The following is a 17,712-nucleotide window of genomic DNA, read 5'->3' as shown; positions in this document are numbered from 1 at the left end:
CGCGCGAGCGCGCATCACCGGCTGCTATCCGTCTGGCGGGCCCGCGTCGCCAGCACGGCCGCGACACCGCCGAGGATCGCGGCCGATGCGAGCGCGAGCCGCCAGGTCGGTTGTTCCGACAGGAACAGCACGGCGCCGCACGCGGCGATGGGCGGGACGGAGAGCTGAACCGCCGCGGCGCGCATCGCCGTGAGGTGCCGCAGCGCGGCGTACCAGAGCACGTAGCCGAGGCCCGAGGTCAGCGCGCCGGAAAGCACGGCGAGCACGACGCCGGCCGGCGTGACGTGAAAGCGGGCGGCGAGCGCGACGCTCAGCGCGAGTGCCAGCGGCGCGGCACGCAGGAAATTGCCGGTGGTCGCCGCAACCGGATCGACCGGCCGACGGCCCCGTATCGAATAGATGCCCCATGCAATGCCCGCGGCCGTCATCAGCGCGGCGCCGCGCGGCGTCGGCGCGGCGAGCCCGGGCGACACGAGATACACCAGCCCGCCGAGCGCCGCACCGAACCCGGCCCAGCCGGCCGCCGCGAACCGTTCGCCGGCGTGCCATCCCGCCGCAAACATCGTCAGTTGCACCGCGCCGAACAGGATCAGCGCGCCGGTGGCCGCGCTGACGGTCAGGTACGCAAACGAGAAACACGTGACGTACACGAACAGCATCGCCGCGGCGGGCCAGTCCGCAGGCGGGGCGGGCCGGCGCGCCCCCACGCGTGCGACGATCGCGAGCATCAGCGCGCCGGATACGAGGCGCAGGCTGCCGAAGCTGGCCGCGTCGATCCGTCCGGCCTGCAGCGCGAGCCGGCATAGCAGTGAATTCGACGCGAACGCGAGCATCGCGATCGACGTCAGCGCGGCGACGCGCGCGCCTGGCCGGACATGCAGCGCGAAAGTGGAGGCAGGCGGGCGCATCGCGGGCCTCACGCGTGGCTGGCGACGATCAGCACGGCCGCGCCGAACAACGCGACGCCGAGCGGCGCGGTGAGCGCCTGCCCCCACGACGCATTCTTCTCGAGGGCCATCAACGCGGCGAGCGACAGCATCCAGCCAAGACTGCCGGCGCCGACGACGAACATCAGCAGCATCAGCGCCCAGCAGCAGCCGACGCAGAAGAGCCCGTGGCTGACGCCGAGCGCGAACGCGTGACGCATCGGCGTGCGCCCGCGCCAGCGGCTGATCACGAAACTGAAGGGCGTGCGGCAACGGTCGAGACAGTGCGTCTTCAGTCCGCTGAACTGGAACGCGCCGGCGAGCGCGAATACGGCCGCGCCGATCAGCCAGCCGCGCCACACGAGCGCCGGCACCCGCGCGACGCCTGTCAGCAGCAGCCCGTGCAGACCGTGCGCGATGAGGCCGAAGCCGCTCCACGTGGCAACGTAGCCGATGCCGACGAGCACGAGCAGGCGCGTCTGGTCGGGTCGGCTCGCGACGACGCGGGCGAACGCATCGAACAGCGACAGCGTCGTCGGCAGCATCATCGCGAGGATCATCAGCGTCCAGCCGGCCGCGTCGAATGCGGCCGGCAGCCACAGCGTGCCGCCCGGCAGCGCGCGGCAAAGCGTGCCGAACGGTGCGGACAATGTGCTGTCGCCGTGGTCGAGATACCGCCCGTACGGACTGCGTGTCCACGCCCACAGGGTGAGCCACGCGAATGCGGCGAGACTCGCGAGCACGAGCGGAAACAAGCGCCGATGCAGCGACGCGGCCATGACCGTTGGCGTGCGATCGCGTTTCACGCGTCGAACAGGAACGTGCTCTGCAGCGCGTTGTGATTCTTCAGATCGACGTCGATGCCGATCGCCGCATTCTTCGACCGGTAGACGGGCGCCTTGCCGACGAACACCGGTGCGCCCGGCACCGTCGAGAACACGGTGTCGGTCAGCGTCGTCTGCGCGCCGCTCGGGCCGAGGTACGGTTCGAGTTCCGCGTGGTAGTCGGTGCCGATCGACAGGGTGCCGCGTGCCCCTTCGACATTGAAGGTGATGGGCGCGCGTTCGATCGACACGACCGTGCCGATCAGCTTCGCGAGTTCGGCGATCGGGCCGCCGGCCTGGCCCGTGTAGACCTTGAGCAGCGCCTGCTCCTGCACGTCGGACGCCTTGTCGCTCACATAGATCGCAGCCGTCCAGTTGCCTTGCAGGATGTTGCCCGGCACGCGGCACACGGCGGCGATCGTGTTGCCGCTGACGTCGACACCGTCGATGGTGCCCTTGTCGACATGCCAGGCGACGATCGTGTCGCAGACGCCGAAATCCGGGTCCTCGCCGATCCAGCACGGGCAGAGTACGCGGCAGTTGCAGACCTCGAGCAGACGGCCTTCAAGGTGATAGCTCATGATTCCCTCCAGGGGGCGACGGTGATTGCACGTTGGGCCGGGTGGAGGAATCTGACCGACGAATCGTCACCCCGCTCGGCGATGCGAACGCGAAATGCGCTGAGGAATGCGCGGAAGCGGAGACGGGATGGATGCGATAGCGCGGGCCTGAAGCGGCGTATCGATTTTCAAGTGTAGGTTCGGAAGGCCGATATGCAAGGCATCGCATGGGTTGCGATGCCGGCTGACAAGCCGGCGCGCGTGCGCTAGCATCGCGATCGGTGTCGCCGCCTGGGCACGGCGGCCGATGCGCGACAGCGCGGCAAGCCCGGCACCGGGTTCCACGATTTCAACGAACAACAAGGAGCATCCATGCGTGTCTTGACCGGTCTGCTGTGCGCGCTGGCGCTGACGGCGAGCGTCGCCCATGCGCAGGCGAATTGTGCCGACGCGACGGATCAGGCGGCGATGACGGCATGCGCCGACCGCGCGTACAAGAAATCCGACGGGGAACTGAACCGGACCTACCAGGCCGTCACCGCGCGCCTGCGCGATGCGCGGCCGCTCGCCGACAAACTCGTGAATGCGCAGCGTGCATGGATTGCGTACCGCGATGCCGAATGCAACTTCTCCAGCGCGAACGCCGAGGGCGGCAGCGCGTATCCGATGGTCGTGTCGACCTGCCTCGACGATCTGACGAAAGCGCGCACCGAAACGCTGAAGGGCTACCTGTCCTGCGAGGAAGGCGATCTCGCGTGCCCGGTGCCCGCCCGGTAAGCGGGGTGCGCCGCCCGGTCGGGCGCATGCCGCGCGGGCGGGCGGCGTAGGCCATTCGCTGCCAGACGTCGTCCGTTACACGTCGTCCGTTTCGTCGAGCAGCTTGTGCCGCATCGCGTAACGCACCAGCGCCGCTTCGTGCGGCATCTGCATCTTTTCCAGGATCCGCGTCTTGTACGTGCTGACCGTCTTCGCGCTCACGCACAGCGCGTTGGCGATCTCGGTCAGCGTCTGGCCGGCGGCGATCCGCCGGAACACGTCGAATTCGCGGTCGGACAGCCGCTGGTGCGGCAGCGTCTCGGCCGGCTCGTTCAGGCTTTGCGCGAACTGCTCGGCCATCGCCAGGCTCACGTAGACGCCGCCCGACGCCACCTTCGTGACCGCGCCGACCAGCTCGGCGCTCGCGCTTTCCTTCGTCAGATACCCCGACGCGCCCGCGCGGAACGCGCGCACCGCGTATTGCTGCTCGGCGTGCATGGTCAGCACGAGTACGCGCAGCGCGGGCTTCTCGTCCTTGATCTGCTTGATCAGTTCGACGCCGTTGCGGCCCGGCATCGACAGGTCGAGCACGAGCACCTGGGCGGGCGTGGCGCGCACGAGCGCGATCGTCGACGGGCCGTCGCAGGCTTCGCCGGCCACCTCGAATCCGGTGGCGTTCTGGAGGATGTGCCGCAGACCGTCGCGTACGAGCGTATGGTCGTCGGCAATGAGCACCTTGATCATGTGATGAGCGTTTCCTGTTGTACTGTGCCGAGCGGTAATGCGACCGTAATCGAGAAACCGCGCGCGAGCGCTGTGTCGATCGTCACGGTGCCGCCCAGCATGTGGGCGCGTTCGCGAATGCCGATCAGGCCGAACGATTTGTCTTCGTGGGCCGGGCCGCCGGGCGCCGAGCCGCGGCCGTTGTCCGCGACGCGCAACACGCAGAAGCCTTCCTCGACGTCGAGCCGCAGCGCAACGCGCGTCGCATCCGCATGGCGCGCGACGTTCGTCAGCGCTTCCTGGACGATCCGGAACAACGTGGTCGCGCCTGCGCTGGTGAAGGTGAGGCCGCCCGTTTCGATGTGTCGCTCGACATCGATCCCGTAGCGGTTCGTGAAATCGTTCGCGAGCCATTCGATCGCGGGCACGAGGCCGAGATCGTCGAGCATCACGGGCCGCAGGTCGGCCGCGATGCGCCGCACCGAGGCAACTGTCGCGTCGATCAACCGCCGCATGCCCTGCAGGTGCGACTGCACGCCCTCGTCGGGCGCGCGGCCGGGCACGCGCAGCTGCTGCTCGACCACCGACAGATCCATCTTCAGCGCGGTGAGCTGCTGGCCGAGGTCGTCGTGCAGTTCGCGCGCGATGCGGGTCTTTTCCTCTTCGCGCACGTTCTGCAGGTTCGCCGACAGTTCGCGCAACTCCTCGCGCGACAGCTTCAGCGCGTTCTCCGCGCGCAGCCGCTCGGTGATGTCGCGCAGCATCACCGTATAGAGCTTGCCAGACGCGTCGCGGATCTGCGAGATCGATGCCTCGATCGGGAACTCCTCGCCATTCGCGCGCAGCCCGAACAGCACCCGCTGGCGGCCCATCTGCCGCTCGGACACGCCCGTCACGCCGAACTGGTCGACGTGCTTCGCGTGCGCGGCGCGGAACCGTTCGGGGATGAAGCGCGACAGCGGCGCACCGATCGCCTCCATCGCGGACACGCCGAACACCTGCTCGGCCATCGGATTAAAGATCACGACCGTCTGTTTTTCGTCGATCGTGATGATCGCTTCCATCGACGAACGGATGATGCCCATCATCCGTGCCTCGTTGAGGATACCGCGGCTGCTCGCGCCGGAATCGGCGGCGCCGGTGCGGCCGCGCAGCAGCGCATGGACGAGCACCGCGAACGCGATCGACGCGATCAGCCCCGCCGCGAGCACGGTGCCGGCCGCACGCTGCGCGCCGGTCGCGCTCGGGCGGCCGTCCGCGGAATAGGCGAGCGTCAGTACGGTGCCGCCGAAATTCAGCTCGTCGGTGCGCCGCATCAGGTCGGGCGATGCCGACGCCTCGTCGGTCGTCGTTTCGACGCTGACGATCGCACGCCGGTCGCCGCCGGCGGTCATCCACACGTCGATTCCGCGTTCCGCGTCGAGCGCGCGCTCGATCAGGCGCCGCGGGCTCAACGCCGCGAACAGCACGCCGTCGGCGGCGCCTTCGCGTGTGCCGGACGGCGGGGCGGCTGCATGCGGCGACCCCGCGACCGGCAGGAACAGCGTGAGGGTGCGGGCGTCGCGGGACGTGTCGTCGTCGGCCGGGTGGACGCCGAGCGCGATGTCGCCGGTCTGCAGCGCGCGCGCGAGCGGCGCCGCGTCGGATGCGCCGAAGCGCACGACGGGTGAATTCGACGCCGGCGCGCTGAGCGCGGCGGCCGCGAGTGTGCCGGCCGGCATCGGTTTGGCGGCGGCGAGCGCGGTGCGTGTCGCGGGCGGCAGCGGCGCATAGCCGATCTGGCGAACCGGCGAGCGGCCGCTGTCGAGATCGAGCTGGTCCGCATACCGGCGCCATTGCTCGGGCGTCATGCCCGGGACGAGGCTGAACGCGCCGCGCGCGCCTTCGAGCACGGCAACGCCGGACTGCAGCTCGTGGCGGAGCATCGCGGTCACGTGCGTCGTGCGGCGTTCGAAACGCGTATGGACAGCGCCTTGCCATTGCTCGCGCACGAGCAACGCGACGCCGAGCGACAGCGCCGCGCCGGCGCACAGCACAACAACGCCGGCCGCGAGCGGCTGGCGTAACATGATCTGGAGGCGCGTGGGCCCTCGGGCGTCACGCGTCGGGGTTCCACTTGCGGTCATTCGATGGCCATTCTGTTGTCGGGGGCCGCCCCGTGGCACGGGGGCAGCGCAGCAAAACCAGGCAAAACTCGCACCGGCTGCACGCAACGTCTATTTTCAAGATGAAATTGTGCGCGATTTACACGTTTTTTGTAATGGGGTCACTAGAAATTGCGGCAACTGGCGCGCAGCAGCGGGCGCATCGGCCGCACTTGACGCGCATCAACGGGCGCGTCGGCACGTGGGGCAGACTGTTCGGCAGGCCAGCCGGCACCGGGCCGGGTGGCGATAACGGGCCGTCGTCGCGCAACGCGCGATGCGTGCCCGGTCGGAGGGACGGACCATGTACAAGCGGATTTTCGTCGGGCTGGACGGCAGCCCGAGCGCGCGTCTCGCGCTGAACGAGGCGATCCGGATCGCGGCGGCGTCCGGCGGCGAAGTCACCTGCGCGTATGTCGTCGAGCACCGGCCGCAGCTCGTCGACGTCGATGCGGGCTTCGCGGCCGAGCGCGATGGCGATGCAGCTGCGACCGCTGCCGCGACACCGGTGCTCGACGATGCGAAAGCGGTGCTCGCCCAGGAGCATGTGCCAGGCACCGTGCGCGCGCTCGACGCCTACGGCGAGGATGTCGCCACGGTGCTGATGCGCACGGCGGCCGAAGCCGATGCCGACCTGATCGTGATGGGCACGAGCGGGCGGCACGGCCTGCGCCGGCTGCTGCTCGGCAGCGTCGCCGAATCGCTGCTGCGCGCGGCCGACCGGCCCGTGCTGCTGGTGCGGCACAGCGAGCCCGGCGCGCCGTCGACTGCGTGACGCACGCAGCAAGGCGCTGACGCTGATGCACGGGCGGTCGCGGGCGGCGACCGTCTCGCGCATTCGTCGGATGATGGCCTGAGAAAGCGGAAACGCACGACACGCCGGTCGACGCTCGGCGTGTGAGCGCGGCTATCGCTTCTGTCCCATCGGGGCCGGGCGAGGGCTGCACGCCCGACGTACCGTCACGGGCGCAATCGCGTGGCCACAGTTGCATCCCGACACGCAGTTCTGGCAGCATCGGTCGGTATCCGCTTGTTCGCCGCGCGCATGGCCGCGGCGTTCGACGCAGCGGCATCCGGCGGCATGCGATCGCGTTCGCGACGAGCGAAGCGAGCCGCCGCGCCGGGTGCCCGGTTCCTCACCTTACCGACGTCATCCGCCATGCCGATTTCCGCTACCGACCTGATTCGCCAGTTCGACCTGCAGCCGCATCCGGAAGGCGGCTATTTCCGCGAAACCTACCGTGCGACCGATTCGGTCGTGCGTCCGGCCGACGGCGCGCCACGCGCCGCGTCGACGGCGATCTACTACCTGTTGTGCGATGGCGCGTACTCGTCATGGCACCGGATCCGTTCCGACGAAGTCTGGCATTTCTATGCGGGCGATCCGATCGAGGTGTGGGTACTCGACGAGCGCGACGGGTTGACGATCCACCGGCTCGGCAACCCGCTCACGCATCCGGGCACCGTGTTCCAGGCGGTCGTGCGGGGCGGGAGCTGGTTCGGCGCGCGCTGCGCGGCGCCGGAGCACGTCGCGCTCGTCGGCTGTACGGTGGCGCCGGGCTTCGAGTTCGCGGAATTCGAACTGGCCGACGCGGCCGCGCTGGCCGCCGCGTTTCCCGACTACGCGCAACACGTCGCCCGGCTCGCGCCGCGCCCGGACGCGTGAGCGCGATGGCGGTGCAGACCACTGCCGGAAGCCCGCGCCGACGGTGCGTGTTCCGCGCGATCGCGGCCAAACCCGTTTAGAATGCCCGTCATGCACAGGTCGGCTGCGGACGTGCCGCGGCGGCCGTTGCCCAGCCGTACCGACGGCCCTCGTCGCGCGGCCGCATGTCTTCCAGGAGCGCCGCCGTGTGGCACTTTCCCATCGCTATTCCATCGTCGCTCGGCCCGTGGGCCGTGTTCGCGAGCGTGTTGATCACGCAGCTCGGCGTGCCGGTGCCGGCCGTGCCGATGCTGATTCTCGGCGGCACGATGGCGGCAATGGGGCAGGCGTCCTGGGTCAGCATGTTCGCGGCGGCGATCGGCGCGACGATGCTGGCCGATTCGCTGTGGTTCTTCATGGGCCGCACGCGCGGCCGGCGCCTGCTGAACGGCCTCGTGCGCTTCTCGCTGTCGCTCGACACCACGCTGCGTTTCGCGCGTAACGTATTCGAAAGATACGGCGCGCCGCTGCTCGTGCTGTCCAAGTTCCTGCCGGGCCTCGGCCTCGTGTCGGCGCCGCTGCTCGGCACGACCGCGATCGGTGTCGGCGTGTTCCTGTTCTGGGATCTGGCCGGCGCGTCGCTGTGGGCGGCGTTCTGGCTGGTCGGCGGCGCGGCCATTCACGACCAGATCGTCCAGTTCGTGCTGTGGGTGCGCGCGAGCGGCGGCACGATCCTCGACGCGTTCCTCGCCATCTTCATCACCTTCCTGCTGTACCGCTGGGTGCGTCGCGTGCAGTTCCGCCGCTATCTCGCGCAGGTGCGCATCTCGCCGCCGCAGCTCGTCGAGATGATGACGTCGGACGAGCCGCCGCTGATCTTCGACGCACGACCGAAAGCGATTCGCGAGCGCGAACCTTACCGGATCGCCGGCGCGGTGCCGGTCGATCTCGATTCGCCCGACCTGCTCGACCCGGAACTGCTGAAGCGGCCGATCGTCGTTTATTGCGTGTGCCCGAACGAGGCCACCGCGAAGCGCCTGATCGCGAAGATGCAGCGCAAGAAGATGATCCACAACATCCGGGCGCTGAAGGGCGGCCTCGATGCGTGGGAGAAGCACGGCTTCCCGGTCGAGCCGCTGCCGGCGGATCTCGACGCGTCGCGTTATTTCGTGCGGCCGGAACACGGTGCGCTCGAAGGTGAATATACGGTGCGCGCGACGTTGTCGAAGTGATGGCGGGTGGCTGTTCCTGTTTCAGATCATCGGGTACGAGGAACGTGGCTTCCAGACGCTTTCGAAACTCGCGCAGTTGCTATCGTGCAGTCCGTGCCGAACCGTTGCTGTGGTGACGCGGCCACGACGCCCGACAAGGCCGCCGAGCGCTACCTGCCGCGCACCGGCCGGATGTGCGATCTCAGGTGCAAACTGCGCCGCCCCGTCCTAGACAAACGCTCCGAAACCTCAACGCCGATTCAGTAAAAGCGGCGTTGCAGGGAGGGGCGGGGGAGCATGCGGCACTGCCTACGCTCCCCCGCCCCGGTGATACCCGTTGCTCGGTCCGGCAGGCCACGCGGAGCCACGCGACAACCGCCACGACTCCGCGTCAAGACGGTCGCTCTACGTCGTCCTGGTGATGGCCGGGCACGCCTGACGCGCGACGCGCGGAGCAGAGCAATCAGTCGATGTCTTCACCCCAGTTGATCGAATTCAGAATATTGTCGTCAAGGAGATTGATCTTCTTGGGATTGAAAGAAAAATTCTCGAATGTGGCTTCATCCGGAATCAAACGCTTCTGACCGTTCGTCACCAAATATTTCGATCCGCTCGTTTTTCCTTGGGCGAGATAGGCTCCGTTGGACAGCGCCCCGACCAATGGGATGCGGGAAACGAGAGAATTGTTGGTTTTGATGGGGCTCCCCGGAATGAACAAGTTTTCGTATGTGGTCCAATCCGGAATGGTGTGGCGCGCCCCATTAATCACGAGGTAGATGATGGGGCCGTCGGTCCCCTTGATGCGCTGTCCATCATATTGCCTGGAATCGGTGTAGCCTGCCTTCGCCTCCGCCTCGGAGATGGGGGGAAGGTCATTTTCGGAGTATGCGGCTTGCGTGCTCATATCAATCTCCATTTTTCCTGATTAATGAAAATCCCAATTAAAGAATGAAAATACCGGCCTCGATGAAATTGGGCTGCCTTTCGATTCTCGCTGAATCTATCGGGCAGCCTTATTCTATGTGGCGACTGCATTAACTCAAAGAATATTTTGTCAGATATTGTGAAGCATCAAATTGAAATAGTTTTCTCGTTATTAATACTTGAGGATTGCTGTAATAATTTACTTTTTTGGTGTAATAATTTAATTTGAGTGACTGGAAGCGAAAATTGTTCAAGGTATTTGCATGTCCTGCCGATTAAGGGGCAGATTTTTGTGACCTGCAGGGCAAGCACGATTTCGGCGCTATCGTTCGTATCGTTGCGGCCGCCAATCCGCCTTGGAAGGACGGTCATCGCCCCCGGAGATACCCGCTGCTCGGTCCGGCGGGCTGTGCCAAGCCGCGCGACAACCGCCGCGACTCCGCATCTCCCGGACACCTCAGCCAAGCTGATGTAATCCGACGGGGACGAAATGAGCAGAACAAAAGGGCACTTCACCGACGAAATCAAGCGAGAAGCCGTGCGGCCGTGTAACGAGCCTGGCGCAAACGTCGCGCAGATTGCGCACGGCCTCGACATCGACGATAACGTGTTGCGCCGCTGGGTCAGGCTGGCGCGTGACGGCGCGTTGGAAATGGACACCGCGTGCGCCTTTGCGCTTGGCGATGGTTGCCATTGCATGAGAAGTGTCCCTGATACAGCTTGGTTGATGGGTACACTTCCCGTCGGGCTTGGCGTTCCGGTCCTGCTGGCGTGCCCGAACGACGCAACGGCGAAGCGCCTGATCGCGAAGATGCAGTGCAAGAAGATGATTCACAATATCCGCGCGCTGAAGGGCGATCTCGACGCATGGGAGAAGCACGGCTTCCCGGTCGAGCCGCTGCCGGCGGATCTCGATGCGTCGCGGGATTTTGTGCGGCCGGAACATGGTGCGATTGAAGGCGAATATACGGTGCGCGCGATGCTGTCCAGATAAATCCGTGCGAGATCCGCACGCATTCGAATTCCGCCGCCAGTTTCATCCACCGCGATTTCCACGAAAATCGACTGGCGTGAAACCGCTGATCCTCCATATAATCCCGCCTGCATATTGCGTGCGCCTGATAGCGCACATTCGACGCGCGTTCGTTCGCGCCGAAAGCGATTGATCCCGTTGTCGTCCGTCACGCGCACAGCCGCGTCACACGGGCCACACGGGCGTATTCCGTGAAAGGCCCGATCCGTATTCCGGATTGTTCCGGAAAATACGGTTAATCCGCGGCGATTCCCATCGGATTGACGCAGTATTCATGTCGTTTCCAAATCGGAAAACGACGGCGGAGATTATTTCGTTTTCGGCATGCCAGGATCGGCATGAACGGTCGCGCATTGACATCGACAATGACGGCGGCCCGTTCGCGGGTGCCAGGAGACGGACTTGAAACAACCAGAAGACCAATTGCACCGCGGGCTGGAAGAGCGGCACATCAACCTGATGGCGCTCGGCGCGACGATCGGCGTCGGCCTGTTCCTCGGCTCGGCCACCGCGATCCGCGTCGCCGGCCCGGCCATCCTGCTGACCTACCTGCTGGGCGGCATCGCCATTTTCCTGATCATGCGCGCACTGGGCGAAATGGCGATCGCCAACCCGGTCGCCGGCGCGTTCAGCCGCTACGCACGCGACTACCTCGGGCCCCTGGCCGGCTACCTGACCGGCTGGACTTACTGGTTTGTGTGGATCGTCACCTGCATGGCTGAAATCACGGCGGTCGGCGTCTACATGCACATGTGGTTCCCCGGCGTGCCGAACTGGATCTGGGCGCTCGCCGCGCTCATGGCAATGGGCTCGGTGAACTTCATCGCGGTCAAGCTGTACGGTGAATTCGAGTTCTGGTTCGCGCTGATCAAGATCGTCACGATCGTGCTGATGATCATCGGCGGCGGGCTGATGATCGCGTTCGGCATCGGCAACGGCGGTGTCGCGATCGGCCTCTCGAACCTGTGGGCGCACGGCGGTTTCATGCCGAACGGCATCAACGGCGTGATCGCCGCGCTGCCGATCGTGATGTTCGCGTATCTCGGCGTCGAGATGCTCGGCCTCACGGCCGGCGAGGCGCGCAACCCGGAGAAGTCGCTGACGAAGGCCGTGAACTCGGTGTTCTGGCGCGTGCTGATTTTCTACATCGGCGCGCTGTTCGTGATCATGTCGCTCTACCCGTGGGACCAGATCGGCACGCAGGGCAGCCCGTTCGTGATGACGTTCTCGCGGCTCGGCATCCCGGCTGCCGCCGGCATCATCAACTTCGTCGTGCTCACCGCGGCGCTGTCGTCGTGCAACAGCGGCCTGTTCAGCACCGCGCGCATGCTCTACAACCTCGCGCAGCAGGGCCAGGCGCCGAGCAAGCTCGGCAAGGTCAACCGCAACGGCGTGCCGGTGTACGGCGTGATCCTGTCGGTCGCGCTGCTGCTGATCGGCGTGCTGCTCAACTATCTCGCGCCGCAGCACGTGTTCACGTGGCTCACGTCGGTGTCGACGTTCGGCGCGATCTGGACGTGGTGCGTGATCCTGATTGCACAGATGCGCTTTCGCCGCACGCTGTCGGCCGACAAGATCGCGCGCCTGCCGATCCGCGTGCCGTTCTATCCGCTCGGTTCGTTCGTCGCACTCGGTTTTCTGGTGCTGGTCGTCGTGCTGATGGCGTTCACGCCCGACACGCGCGTCGCGCTCGTGATCGGGCCGGTATGGATCGTGCTGCTCGGGATCGCGTATGCGCTGTTCTACGCGAACCGTCCGGCGGCATCGGTACCGACGAAGTCGTAAGCGGCACGGGCAGGGGCCCGCGCGACCCTTGATCGCGATCATGCGCGCGCGGGCCGGACGTCCTATGCTGAACGCATCGATTGTCCGCGCTTCGCGTGGCACCCCGCCGGTCCTCGCGGCCGCTGCGGCTGTCCAGCCGCCGCGCGCCGCTTCCGCGCGAAGCCCCCGTCGTCGTTCCACGACGCCCCGCCCGCACGGAGGCCTTCGCCATGCAGCCTGCCCAGCCCATCCCGACACTTGCGCGGATCGCGCTGGCCGTCGATCCGACGCCCGAATCGCTGTCCGCCGCACGCTACGCGCGCACGCTGCTGCGTCCCGGCATGCGATTGCGTATCGTCTGCGCCATCGACAACCCGCGCCTCGTCCTGCCCGATATCCCGCGCATCGACGCGCTGCTGACGTCCGCGCGCGAGGACATGATGCGCGAAGCGCAAGCCGTCAACGAGCGGATCGCGGCGCTGTTCGCCGATAGCGGCATCGAAGTCGAGCAGGCCATCGTCGATACGTCGGTGACGGGCGGCTCGGTGGCCGATGCGCTGGTGAGCGATACGTCGGCATGGCGTGCGGACGTGCTGGTGGTCGGCGCGAATCCGCATCACGGGCTGCTGCGCCTCGTCGAAGGCGCGATGTCGGACACGCTGACGACGCGCGCGCGCTGCGCGCTGCTGATCGTGCCGGCCGCCTATGCGCTGCCGTCGGACGGCGGCCTGCAGCGGCTGATGTTCGCGGTCGACGGCAGCGAGCCGTCGCTGCACGCGGTGCGCGTCGGGCTCGGCTTCGCAACGCCGACGACGCTGCTGTACGCGGCATACGTGATCGATCGCGCGGTTCGTCTGACGGATATCGTGCCGGTGCGCGCGCTCGAGGATGCCTATCGCGCGGAAGGCGAGGATGCACTCGCGAAGATCGGCCCGCTGTTCCATGCGACCGGGAACCCGACCAAGCGCAGTGTCGTCGAAACCCGCCCGACCAGCGACGACGTGGCCCACGCGCTGATGCGCGATGCCGTGCACTGGCGTGCCGAACTACTGGTGGTCGGCACGCACGGCCGGCGCGGTATCGCCGCCTGGCTGATCGGCAGCGTCGCGCGCCGCGTTGCGCATCTCGCGCAGGTGCCCGTGCTGCTCGTGCGCGGTACCGAGTAAATCGCGCGCTGTCGAGATCGAAACCGGCCTGGGTTGATCTGCATCAGAAACGGCGCGCATATCGCGTGAGACATTGACGGAACATCCGGCCACGCAGCCGGTCTGTCGTGCATGTACCGCGCAACCACGCGAGCGTCGAAGGCAGCGAGCGACGGTACATTCACCGGCGTCACGTCATTTTCCGGAGCCGCGACGTGCGATGCACGGCGCGTCATCCGACCGAGAACTCTCTGGCACGAGGGTAGGCAGCCGACGGCTGCCTTGGAGGACGGGCGGGGTGCAAGTCACCCCGTCCGCTTTCCGCGTTCGTGTTGTAGTTGGCCCCGTCTGGATGGCATTCCCCGCAGGAATCGTTGTCATGGCGCCCGTGTGAAACGGCGCGTCGTGATGCGTGATGGCGCGCGGTTGCGCCGATGTGAACCGGTGATGGTCGCGGCAAGCGCGCCGTTGTCGTACAGGCACGGCGAGCGGCAGGCGCTGCCGACGTTACGCGATGTGCAGCCGTTGCACGGCCCCCGAGCCGTGCCGTGCCGGCTGCCGGCACGCTCAGCCGGTGCGAAGCATCGACCGCAAGTCGTGTCGCCGGCCCGCGCCGCGCCGCACCCGCGGGCGCTGGCGCGCGTCATGCAGCGGCGCGCACACGCTGCACGTGCGGTTGCGCAGGCGGTTGGCATGCGGCCAGCCGGGGCGCGCCTTGCGGCGAGGCTCGGCAACGGCCGGCGCGTCGGGTGCGGCCCGCGCGCACAGCGCCGCGGCAAACCGTTGCAGCGCGAGAACCGAGCCCGCGACGCTCTGGTACTTTTCGCGGCCGATCTGCCCGTCGAGGGTGACGAGCAACCCGGCTTCGCGAGCGAGCGCAAGCAAGGTGTCGATATCGTCGGACGGACGGTTGCCGCCCGACGCGGCCCGGGCGGGCAGGGCGCGTGCGTTGCCCGCCGCGCGCCGTTGGCCGTCCCGGCCCGGTAAGTTGCGATGTCCCATGGTTGGTCTCCTGCGCCAGGCCCCGCATGCCGGCTCGACGGCCGGCTGAGCGATGACCCGTATGAACCTTTCGTCCATGTCACCAGTATCGTGTCGCGCCAGTGCGCTGCCAAGCAGCGCGCGCTGAAGTCGCTGTCAGGTATTGCGCGGCACGTATCGGAATCCGCTGACACGCAGGGCGACCGATCGGCCGTCCCGGCGACGATCCGGCCCGTTCGTTCCGACGAATGGGCAGCACGTGGCGGACGTCGCTTGACGCATGTTTTCGGCCGGTCTAAGTTCGCCACTGCATCGGCGTCGAGCAGCGTTCCATCGTTCGCCCGCCAGCCGGTGCCGCGCCCCGGGGTGGCGTGGCAGGGCTTCCAGTCTCGTTCGCGGGCAGTTTGCGCCGCGGATCATGCGCGGCCGGTTCGGGGACGGATCGGCACGGCGGCACGCAACGTGCCGTTGATCGCGCGCAAACACGCGCCGGCGCATCGCACGCCGCGCGACCGTTCCGTCTTTAAGCTTCCGGTACCTTCTTCTTTTCGTTCCTCGACCGTCAGGAGTCCGTCGATGTCCAAGGACAATTTGCTCGATTCACTCAAGGAAGCCGCCAAACAGCGCGCGATCGGTTCGGATCAGTTGCGTGCGATGCTCGACGACGAGGTGCGCGCTTTGTCGTCCGACGCGCGGGTGCACGACTACATCCACGTGTTCGCGATCCGGCACCTGCGCGAACGGATGCGCCAGCAGGACGATCTCGACCACGACACGCGGGCCGACGCGCCGCCCGCGGAAGCCGATCCGCGTCCGAGCCATCGCCTGTGACGGGCGCGCGCCGCGGCTGACGCCGCGGACGCGACGCGATCCGTTGCCGGGCCACGGCCGGATCCTGATCGACATCCATGCATGCGTCGACCGCGAACCGGCCTGTTTCTCTCCCTTTTTGATCCCCGTGCCGCAGATCTCGGGTACCGGCTTCGCGCCGTGGTCGCCTCCGGGCGGCGTGCGCGCGCGTCGCGGGGCGGCTCGGCCATCCCGGCGATTCACTGCCAACCGGCGTTGCGTTTCGTCATACGTTTCACTGAATTGTCACAGCGGCCTCAAGTAACTGGCGCGATTGCCGTTTACCCGGTGAATTCGTCCACCGGGCGTTCGCGCTCCCTTACCGAGTCGTTGCCATGTTCTCGTCCATCCGCGCCCGCATCCTCGCCGCGTGCGTCGCCATCGTCGTATTCGCGCTCGTCGCCACCACGCTCATCAATTACTTCATCGCGCGCTCGTACAACGACGACGCGATCGACCGCAACCTGACCTCCGTCGCAAGCGGACACGTGGTCGGGATCGCCGACTGGGTCGCCACCCGGAGCCGGATGATCGCGTCGCTGCAGGATGCCGCGCTGACGCCCGATCCGCTGCCGGTGTTCAAGCAGATGGCCACGGCCGGCGGTTTCACGAACGTCTACGCGGGCTACGCCGACAAGGCGTTCCACTTCTCCGACCCGACCGGCATTCCGCCCGACTACGATCCGACCGGCCGCCCGTGGTACAAGCAGGCCGCGCAGGCCGGCAAGCCGGTCGTCACGCCGCCTTACGTCGACGCCGGCACGGGCAACCTCGTCGTCACGTTCGCGGTGCCGATCCTGCGCGACGGCGCGCTGAAGGGCGTCGTCGCCGCGGACGTCGCGATGGATACCGTGATCGCGAACGTGAAGTCGATCCACCCGACGCCCGCGAGCTTCGGGATGTTGATCGACAGCAACGGCCATGTGGTCGCGCACCCGGACCCGAAGCTCACGCTGAAGCAGGTCGCCGACGTGTCGCCCGAACTCGGCGCAACCAACGGCGCGACGATCGCGGCCGCGACCGCGCCCGTCGAGGTGAGCGTGGGCGGCGACGCGAAGCTGGTGCGCGCGCGCCCCGTGCCGGGCACCGACTGGTACGCACTGGTGCTGCTCGACAAGAACGAGGCGACGGCCGGGATGCGTTCGCTGCTGACCGCTTCGCTGATCACGCTGCTTGTGATCGTCGGCGTCGCGTCGCTGATCATCGGCGCGATCACCGCGACCTCGTTCCGCCGCCTGTCGCAAGTGCGCCAGGCCATGGCCGCGATCGGCTCGGGCGCCGGCGACCTGACGCAGCGGCTGCCGGCCGACGGCCGTGACGAAGTGGCCGACATCGCACGCTCGTTCAACAGCTTCGTCGACAAGCTGAACGACGTGATGCGCGAGATCCGCGATGCGAGCGAATCGGTCCGCACGGCCGCGAACGAGATCGCGGCGGGCAACCAGGACCTGTCGTCGCGCACCGAATCGGCGGCGGCGAGCCTCGAGGAAACGGCCGCGTCGATGGAAGAGATCACCGCGACCGTCGGCCAGTCGGCGTCGGCCGCCGGCCAGGCCGACGAACGCGCGGCGGCCGCGTCGCGGATCGCATCGCACGGCGGCGTGGTCGTGTCGGACGTGGTCGCGACGATGGAGAAGATCGAGGAAGCATCGGGCCGGATCGGCGACATCATCGGCGTGATCGACGGGATCGCGTTCCAGACCAACATCCTCGCGCTGAACGCGGCCGTCGAAGCGGCGCGTGCCGGCGAGCAGGGCCGCGGCTTCGCGGTCGTCGCACAGGAAGTGCGCAGCCTCGCGCAACGCAGCGCGCAGGCCGCGCGCGAAGTGAAGGTGCTGGTCGAATCGACGGTCGCGAGCGTGTCGGCAGGGTCAGGGCAAGTGCGTCAGGCCGGCGATACGATGCGCGAAATCGTCTCCAACGTGTCGAACGTGACGACGATCATCTCCGAGATCACGCACGCGGCGAACGAGCAGACGCGCGGTATCCAGGAAGTGAATCGCGCGGTCACGCAGCTCGACGAAATGGTGCAGCAGAACGCGGCGCTCGTCGAACAGTCGACCGCCGCCGCGACCGCGCTGCAGTCGCAGGCGAACGCGCTGGCGACCACGGTCGGGCGGTTCAAGGTCGCATGACGCGGTGCGCGGCAGACACGGCCGCGCTGCTCAGGAGCGGCCGTTGTCGCGCATCAGCTCCGGATTGCGCCGGCGCGCGACCGCGCAGCGCG

The 17,712-nt window shown here is 67.3% G+C and carries 17 protein-coding genes and 2 pseudogenes; 10 read left to right on the top strand and 9 right to left on the bottom strand.

What is annotated here, in order from left to right; translation table 11 throughout:
• Positions 1–14: 14 nt before the first annotated feature.
• From ACPTTF_RS25100 to ACPTTF_RS25085, 4 genes are all read right to left on the bottom strand, one after another.
• Positions 15–908 carry a DMT family transporter gene (locus ACPTTF_RS25100; protein ID WP_423368661.1) on the bottom strand — a complete coding sequence of 298 codons (894 nt, stop codon included), beginning with the start codon at positions 906–908 and terminating at the stop codon, positions 15–17.
• An 8-nt stretch (positions 909–916) separates the two neighbouring features.
• Positions 917–1,705: a DUF2182 domain-containing protein gene (locus ACPTTF_RS25095; protein WP_423368660.1), complete on the bottom strand. Its 789-nt coding sequence runs from the start codon at positions 1,703–1,705 to the stop codon at positions 917–919.
• 23 nt (positions 1,706–1,728) lie between these two features.
• Positions 1,729–2,331 (bottom strand): DUF1326 domain-containing protein, encoded by a 603-nt coding sequence (locus ACPTTF_RS25090; protein WP_423368659.1) that lies wholly within the window; start codon positions 2,329–2,331, stop codon positions 1,729–1,731.
• A gap of 66 nt (positions 2,332–2,397) precedes the next feature.
• The gene (locus tag ACPTTF_RS25085; RefSeq protein WP_423368658.1) at positions 2,398–2,673 is read right to left on the bottom strand and encodes a hypothetical protein; all 276 of its coding nucleotides are present in this window, start codon (positions 2,671–2,673) and stop codon (positions 2,398–2,400) included.
• A gap of 9 nt (positions 2,674–2,682) precedes the next feature.
• Here ACPTTF_RS25085 and ACPTTF_RS25080 point away from each other — a divergent pair, with 9 nt between their 5' ends.
• The gene (locus tag ACPTTF_RS25080; RefSeq protein ID WP_423368657.1) at positions 2,683–3,087 is read left to right on the top strand and encodes a lysozyme inhibitor LprI family protein; all 405 of its coding nucleotides are present in this window, start codon (positions 2,683–2,685) and stop codon (positions 3,085–3,087) included.
• Positions 3,088–3,162: 75 nt separating this feature from the next.
• On the opposite strand, the gene ACPTTF_RS25075 is transcribed toward ACPTTF_RS25080, so the two are convergent.
• Both ACPTTF_RS25075 and ACPTTF_RS25070 read right to left on the bottom strand, forming a co-directional pair.
• Positions 3,163–3,810, bottom strand: coding sequence for a response regulator (locus tag ACPTTF_RS25075; RefSeq protein WP_006483707.1), 648 nt, complete (start codon positions 3,808–3,810; stop codon positions 3,163–3,165).
• Complete coding sequence (locus tag ACPTTF_RS25070; RefSeq protein WP_423368656.1) at positions 3,807–5,915, bottom strand: PAS domain S-box protein; 2,109 nt, start codon at positions 5,913–5,915, stop codon at positions 3,807–3,809. The genes ACPTTF_RS25075 and ACPTTF_RS25070 overlap by 4 nt, the downstream gene beginning before the upstream one ends.
• Before the next feature lie 322 nt (positions 5,916–6,237).
• Between ACPTTF_RS25070 and ACPTTF_RS25065 the strand changes: the two genes are divergently transcribed.
• The 3 genes from ACPTTF_RS25065 (at position 6,238) to ACPTTF_RS25055 (ending at position 8,810) form a co-directional block, all read left to right on the top strand.
• Positions 6,238–6,708, top strand: a complete 471-nt coding sequence (locus tag ACPTTF_RS25065; RefSeq protein WP_423368654.1) for a universal stress protein — start codon at positions 6,238–6,240, stop codon at positions 6,706–6,708.
• Between the two features lie 384 nt (positions 6,709–7,092).
• The gene (locus ACPTTF_RS25060; protein ID WP_423368653.1) at positions 7,093–7,599 is read left to right on the top strand and encodes a cupin domain-containing protein; all 507 of its coding nucleotides are present in this window, start codon (positions 7,093–7,095) and stop codon (positions 7,597–7,599) included.
• Positions 7,600–7,784: 185 nt separating this feature from the next.
• Entirely contained in the window at positions 7,785–8,810 is a 1,026-nt protein-coding gene (locus ACPTTF_RS25055) for a VTT domain-containing protein (RefSeq protein ID WP_166952711.1), read from the top strand.
• A gap of 442 nt (positions 8,811–9,252) precedes the next feature.
• On the opposite strand, the gene ACPTTF_RS25050 is transcribed toward ACPTTF_RS25055, so the two are convergent.
• Together ACPTTF_RS25050 and ACPTTF_RS25045 are read right to left on the bottom strand one after the other, a co-directional pair.
• Positions 9,253–9,693 carry a hypothetical protein gene (locus ACPTTF_RS25050; protein WP_423368652.1) on the bottom strand — a complete coding sequence of 147 codons (441 nt, stop codon included), beginning with the start codon at positions 9,691–9,693 and terminating at the stop codon, positions 9,253–9,255.
• Positions 9,694–9,860: 167 nt separating this feature from the next.
• Positions 9,861–10,178, bottom strand: a complete 318-nt coding sequence (locus ACPTTF_RS25045) for a hypothetical protein (RefSeq protein ID WP_423368651.1) — start codon at positions 10,176–10,178, stop codon at positions 9,861–9,863.
• Between the two features lie 25 nt (positions 10,179–10,203).
• Between ACPTTF_RS25045 and ACPTTF_RS25040 the strand changes: the two are divergent.
• From ACPTTF_RS25040 to ACPTTF_RS25025, 4 genes and pseudogenes are all read left to right on the top strand, one after another.
• Positions 10,204–10,377: pseudogene (locus ACPTTF_RS25040) on the top strand (transposase); the annotation flags it as partial.
• A gap of 60 nt (positions 10,378–10,437) precedes the next feature.
• Positions 10,438–10,707, top strand: a pseudogene (locus tag ACPTTF_RS25035) (cytochrome P460); the annotation flags it as partial.
• 441 nt (positions 10,708–11,148) lie between these two features.
• Positions 11,149–12,531 (top strand): amino acid permease, encoded by a 1,383-nt coding sequence (locus ACPTTF_RS25030; protein ID WP_166952699.1) that lies wholly within the window; start codon positions 11,149–11,151, stop codon positions 12,529–12,531.
• Between the two features lie 209 nt (positions 12,532–12,740).
• Positions 12,741–13,676, top strand: coding sequence for a universal stress protein (locus tag ACPTTF_RS25025; protein WP_166952696.1), 936 nt, complete (start codon positions 12,741–12,743; stop codon positions 13,674–13,676).
• A 546-nt stretch (positions 13,677–14,222) separates the two neighbouring features.
• Here the strand turns inward: ACPTTF_RS25025 and ACPTTF_RS25020 are convergent.
• Positions 14,223–14,657, bottom strand: coding sequence for a hypothetical protein (locus tag ACPTTF_RS25020; RefSeq protein WP_423368650.1), 435 nt, complete (start codon positions 14,655–14,657; stop codon positions 14,223–14,225).
• A gap of 555 nt (positions 14,658–15,212) precedes the next feature.
• On the opposite strand from ACPTTF_RS25020, the gene ACPTTF_RS25015 reads away from it, so the two are divergent.
• Both ACPTTF_RS25015 and ACPTTF_RS25010 read left to right on the top strand, forming a co-directional pair.
• The gene (locus ACPTTF_RS25015; RefSeq protein ID WP_423369875.1) at positions 15,213–15,467 is read left to right on the top strand and encodes a DUF3562 domain-containing protein; all 255 of its coding nucleotides are present in this window, start codon (positions 15,213–15,215) and stop codon (positions 15,465–15,467) included.
• 353 nt (positions 15,468–15,820) lie between these two features.
• Positions 15,821–17,620: a methyl-accepting chemotaxis protein gene (locus ACPTTF_RS25010; protein ID WP_166952690.1), complete on the top strand. Its 1,800-nt coding sequence runs from the start codon at positions 15,821–15,823 to the stop codon at positions 17,618–17,620.
• The last annotated feature ends 92 nt before the right edge of the window (positions 17,621–17,712 follow it).

It is taken from the genome of Burkholderia crassaminum (genome assembly GCF_964265005.1).
GTDB lineage: Bacteria > Pseudomonadota > Gammaproteobacteria > Burkholderiales > Burkholderiaceae > Burkholderia.
The sequence above is the reverse complement of the archived record's forward strand: the minus strand, read 5'-3'. Positions and strand labels throughout refer to the sequence as shown.

What these genes read in the sequence shown, in the direction of transcription:
- ACPTTF_RS25100 (WP_423368661.1), bottom strand. Translation starts at nt 908, where the DNA reads ATGCGCCCGCCTGCCTCCACTTTCGCGCTGCATGTCCGGCCAGGCGCG.
- ACPTTF_RS25095 (WP_423368660.1), bottom strand. Translation starts at nt 1,705, where the DNA reads ATGGCCGCGTCGCTGCATCGGCGCTTGTTTCCGCTCGTGCTCGCGAGT.
- ACPTTF_RS25090 (WP_423368659.1), bottom strand. Translation starts at nt 2,331, where the DNA reads ATGAGCTATCACCTTGAAGGCCGTCTGCTCGAGGTCTGCAACTGCCGC.
- ACPTTF_RS25080 (WP_423368657.1), top strand. Translation starts at nt 2,683, where the DNA reads ATGCGTGTCTTGACCGGTCTGCTGTGCGCGCTGGCGCTGACGGCGAGC.
- ACPTTF_RS25075 (WP_006483707.1), bottom strand. Translation starts at nt 3,810, where the DNA reads ATGATCAAGGTGCTCATTGCCGACGACCATACGCTCGTACGCGACGGT.
- ACPTTF_RS25070 (WP_423368656.1), bottom strand. Translation starts at nt 5,915, where the DNA reads ATGACCGCAAGTGGAACCCCGACGCGTGACGCCCGAGGGCCCACGCGC.
- ACPTTF_RS25065 (WP_423368654.1), top strand. Translation starts at nt 6,238, where the DNA reads ATGTACAAGCGGATTTTCGTCGGGCTGGACGGCAGCCCGAGCGCGCGT.
- ACPTTF_RS25060 (WP_423368653.1), top strand. Translation starts at nt 7,093, where the DNA reads ATGCCGATTTCCGCTACCGACCTGATTCGCCAGTTCGACCTGCAGCCG.
- ACPTTF_RS25050 (WP_423368652.1), bottom strand. Translation starts at nt 9,693, where the DNA reads ATGAGCACGCAAGCCGCATACTCCGAAAATGACCTTCCCCCCATCTCC.
- ACPTTF_RS25025 (WP_166952696.1), top strand. Translation starts at nt 12,741, where the DNA reads ATGCAGCCTGCCCAGCCCATCCCGACACTTGCGCGGATCGCGCTGGCC.
- ACPTTF_RS25020 (WP_423368650.1), bottom strand. Translation starts at nt 14,657, where the DNA reads ATGGGACATCGCAACTTACCGGGCCGGGACGGCCAACGGCGCGCGGCG.
- ACPTTF_RS25015 (WP_423369875.1), top strand. Translation starts at nt 15,213, where the DNA reads ATGTCCAAGGACAATTTGCTCGATTCACTCAAGGAAGCCGCCAAACAG.
- ACPTTF_RS25010 (WP_166952690.1), top strand. Translation starts at nt 15,821, where the DNA reads ATGTTCTCGTCCATCCGCGCCCGCATCCTCGCCGCGTGCGTCGCCATC.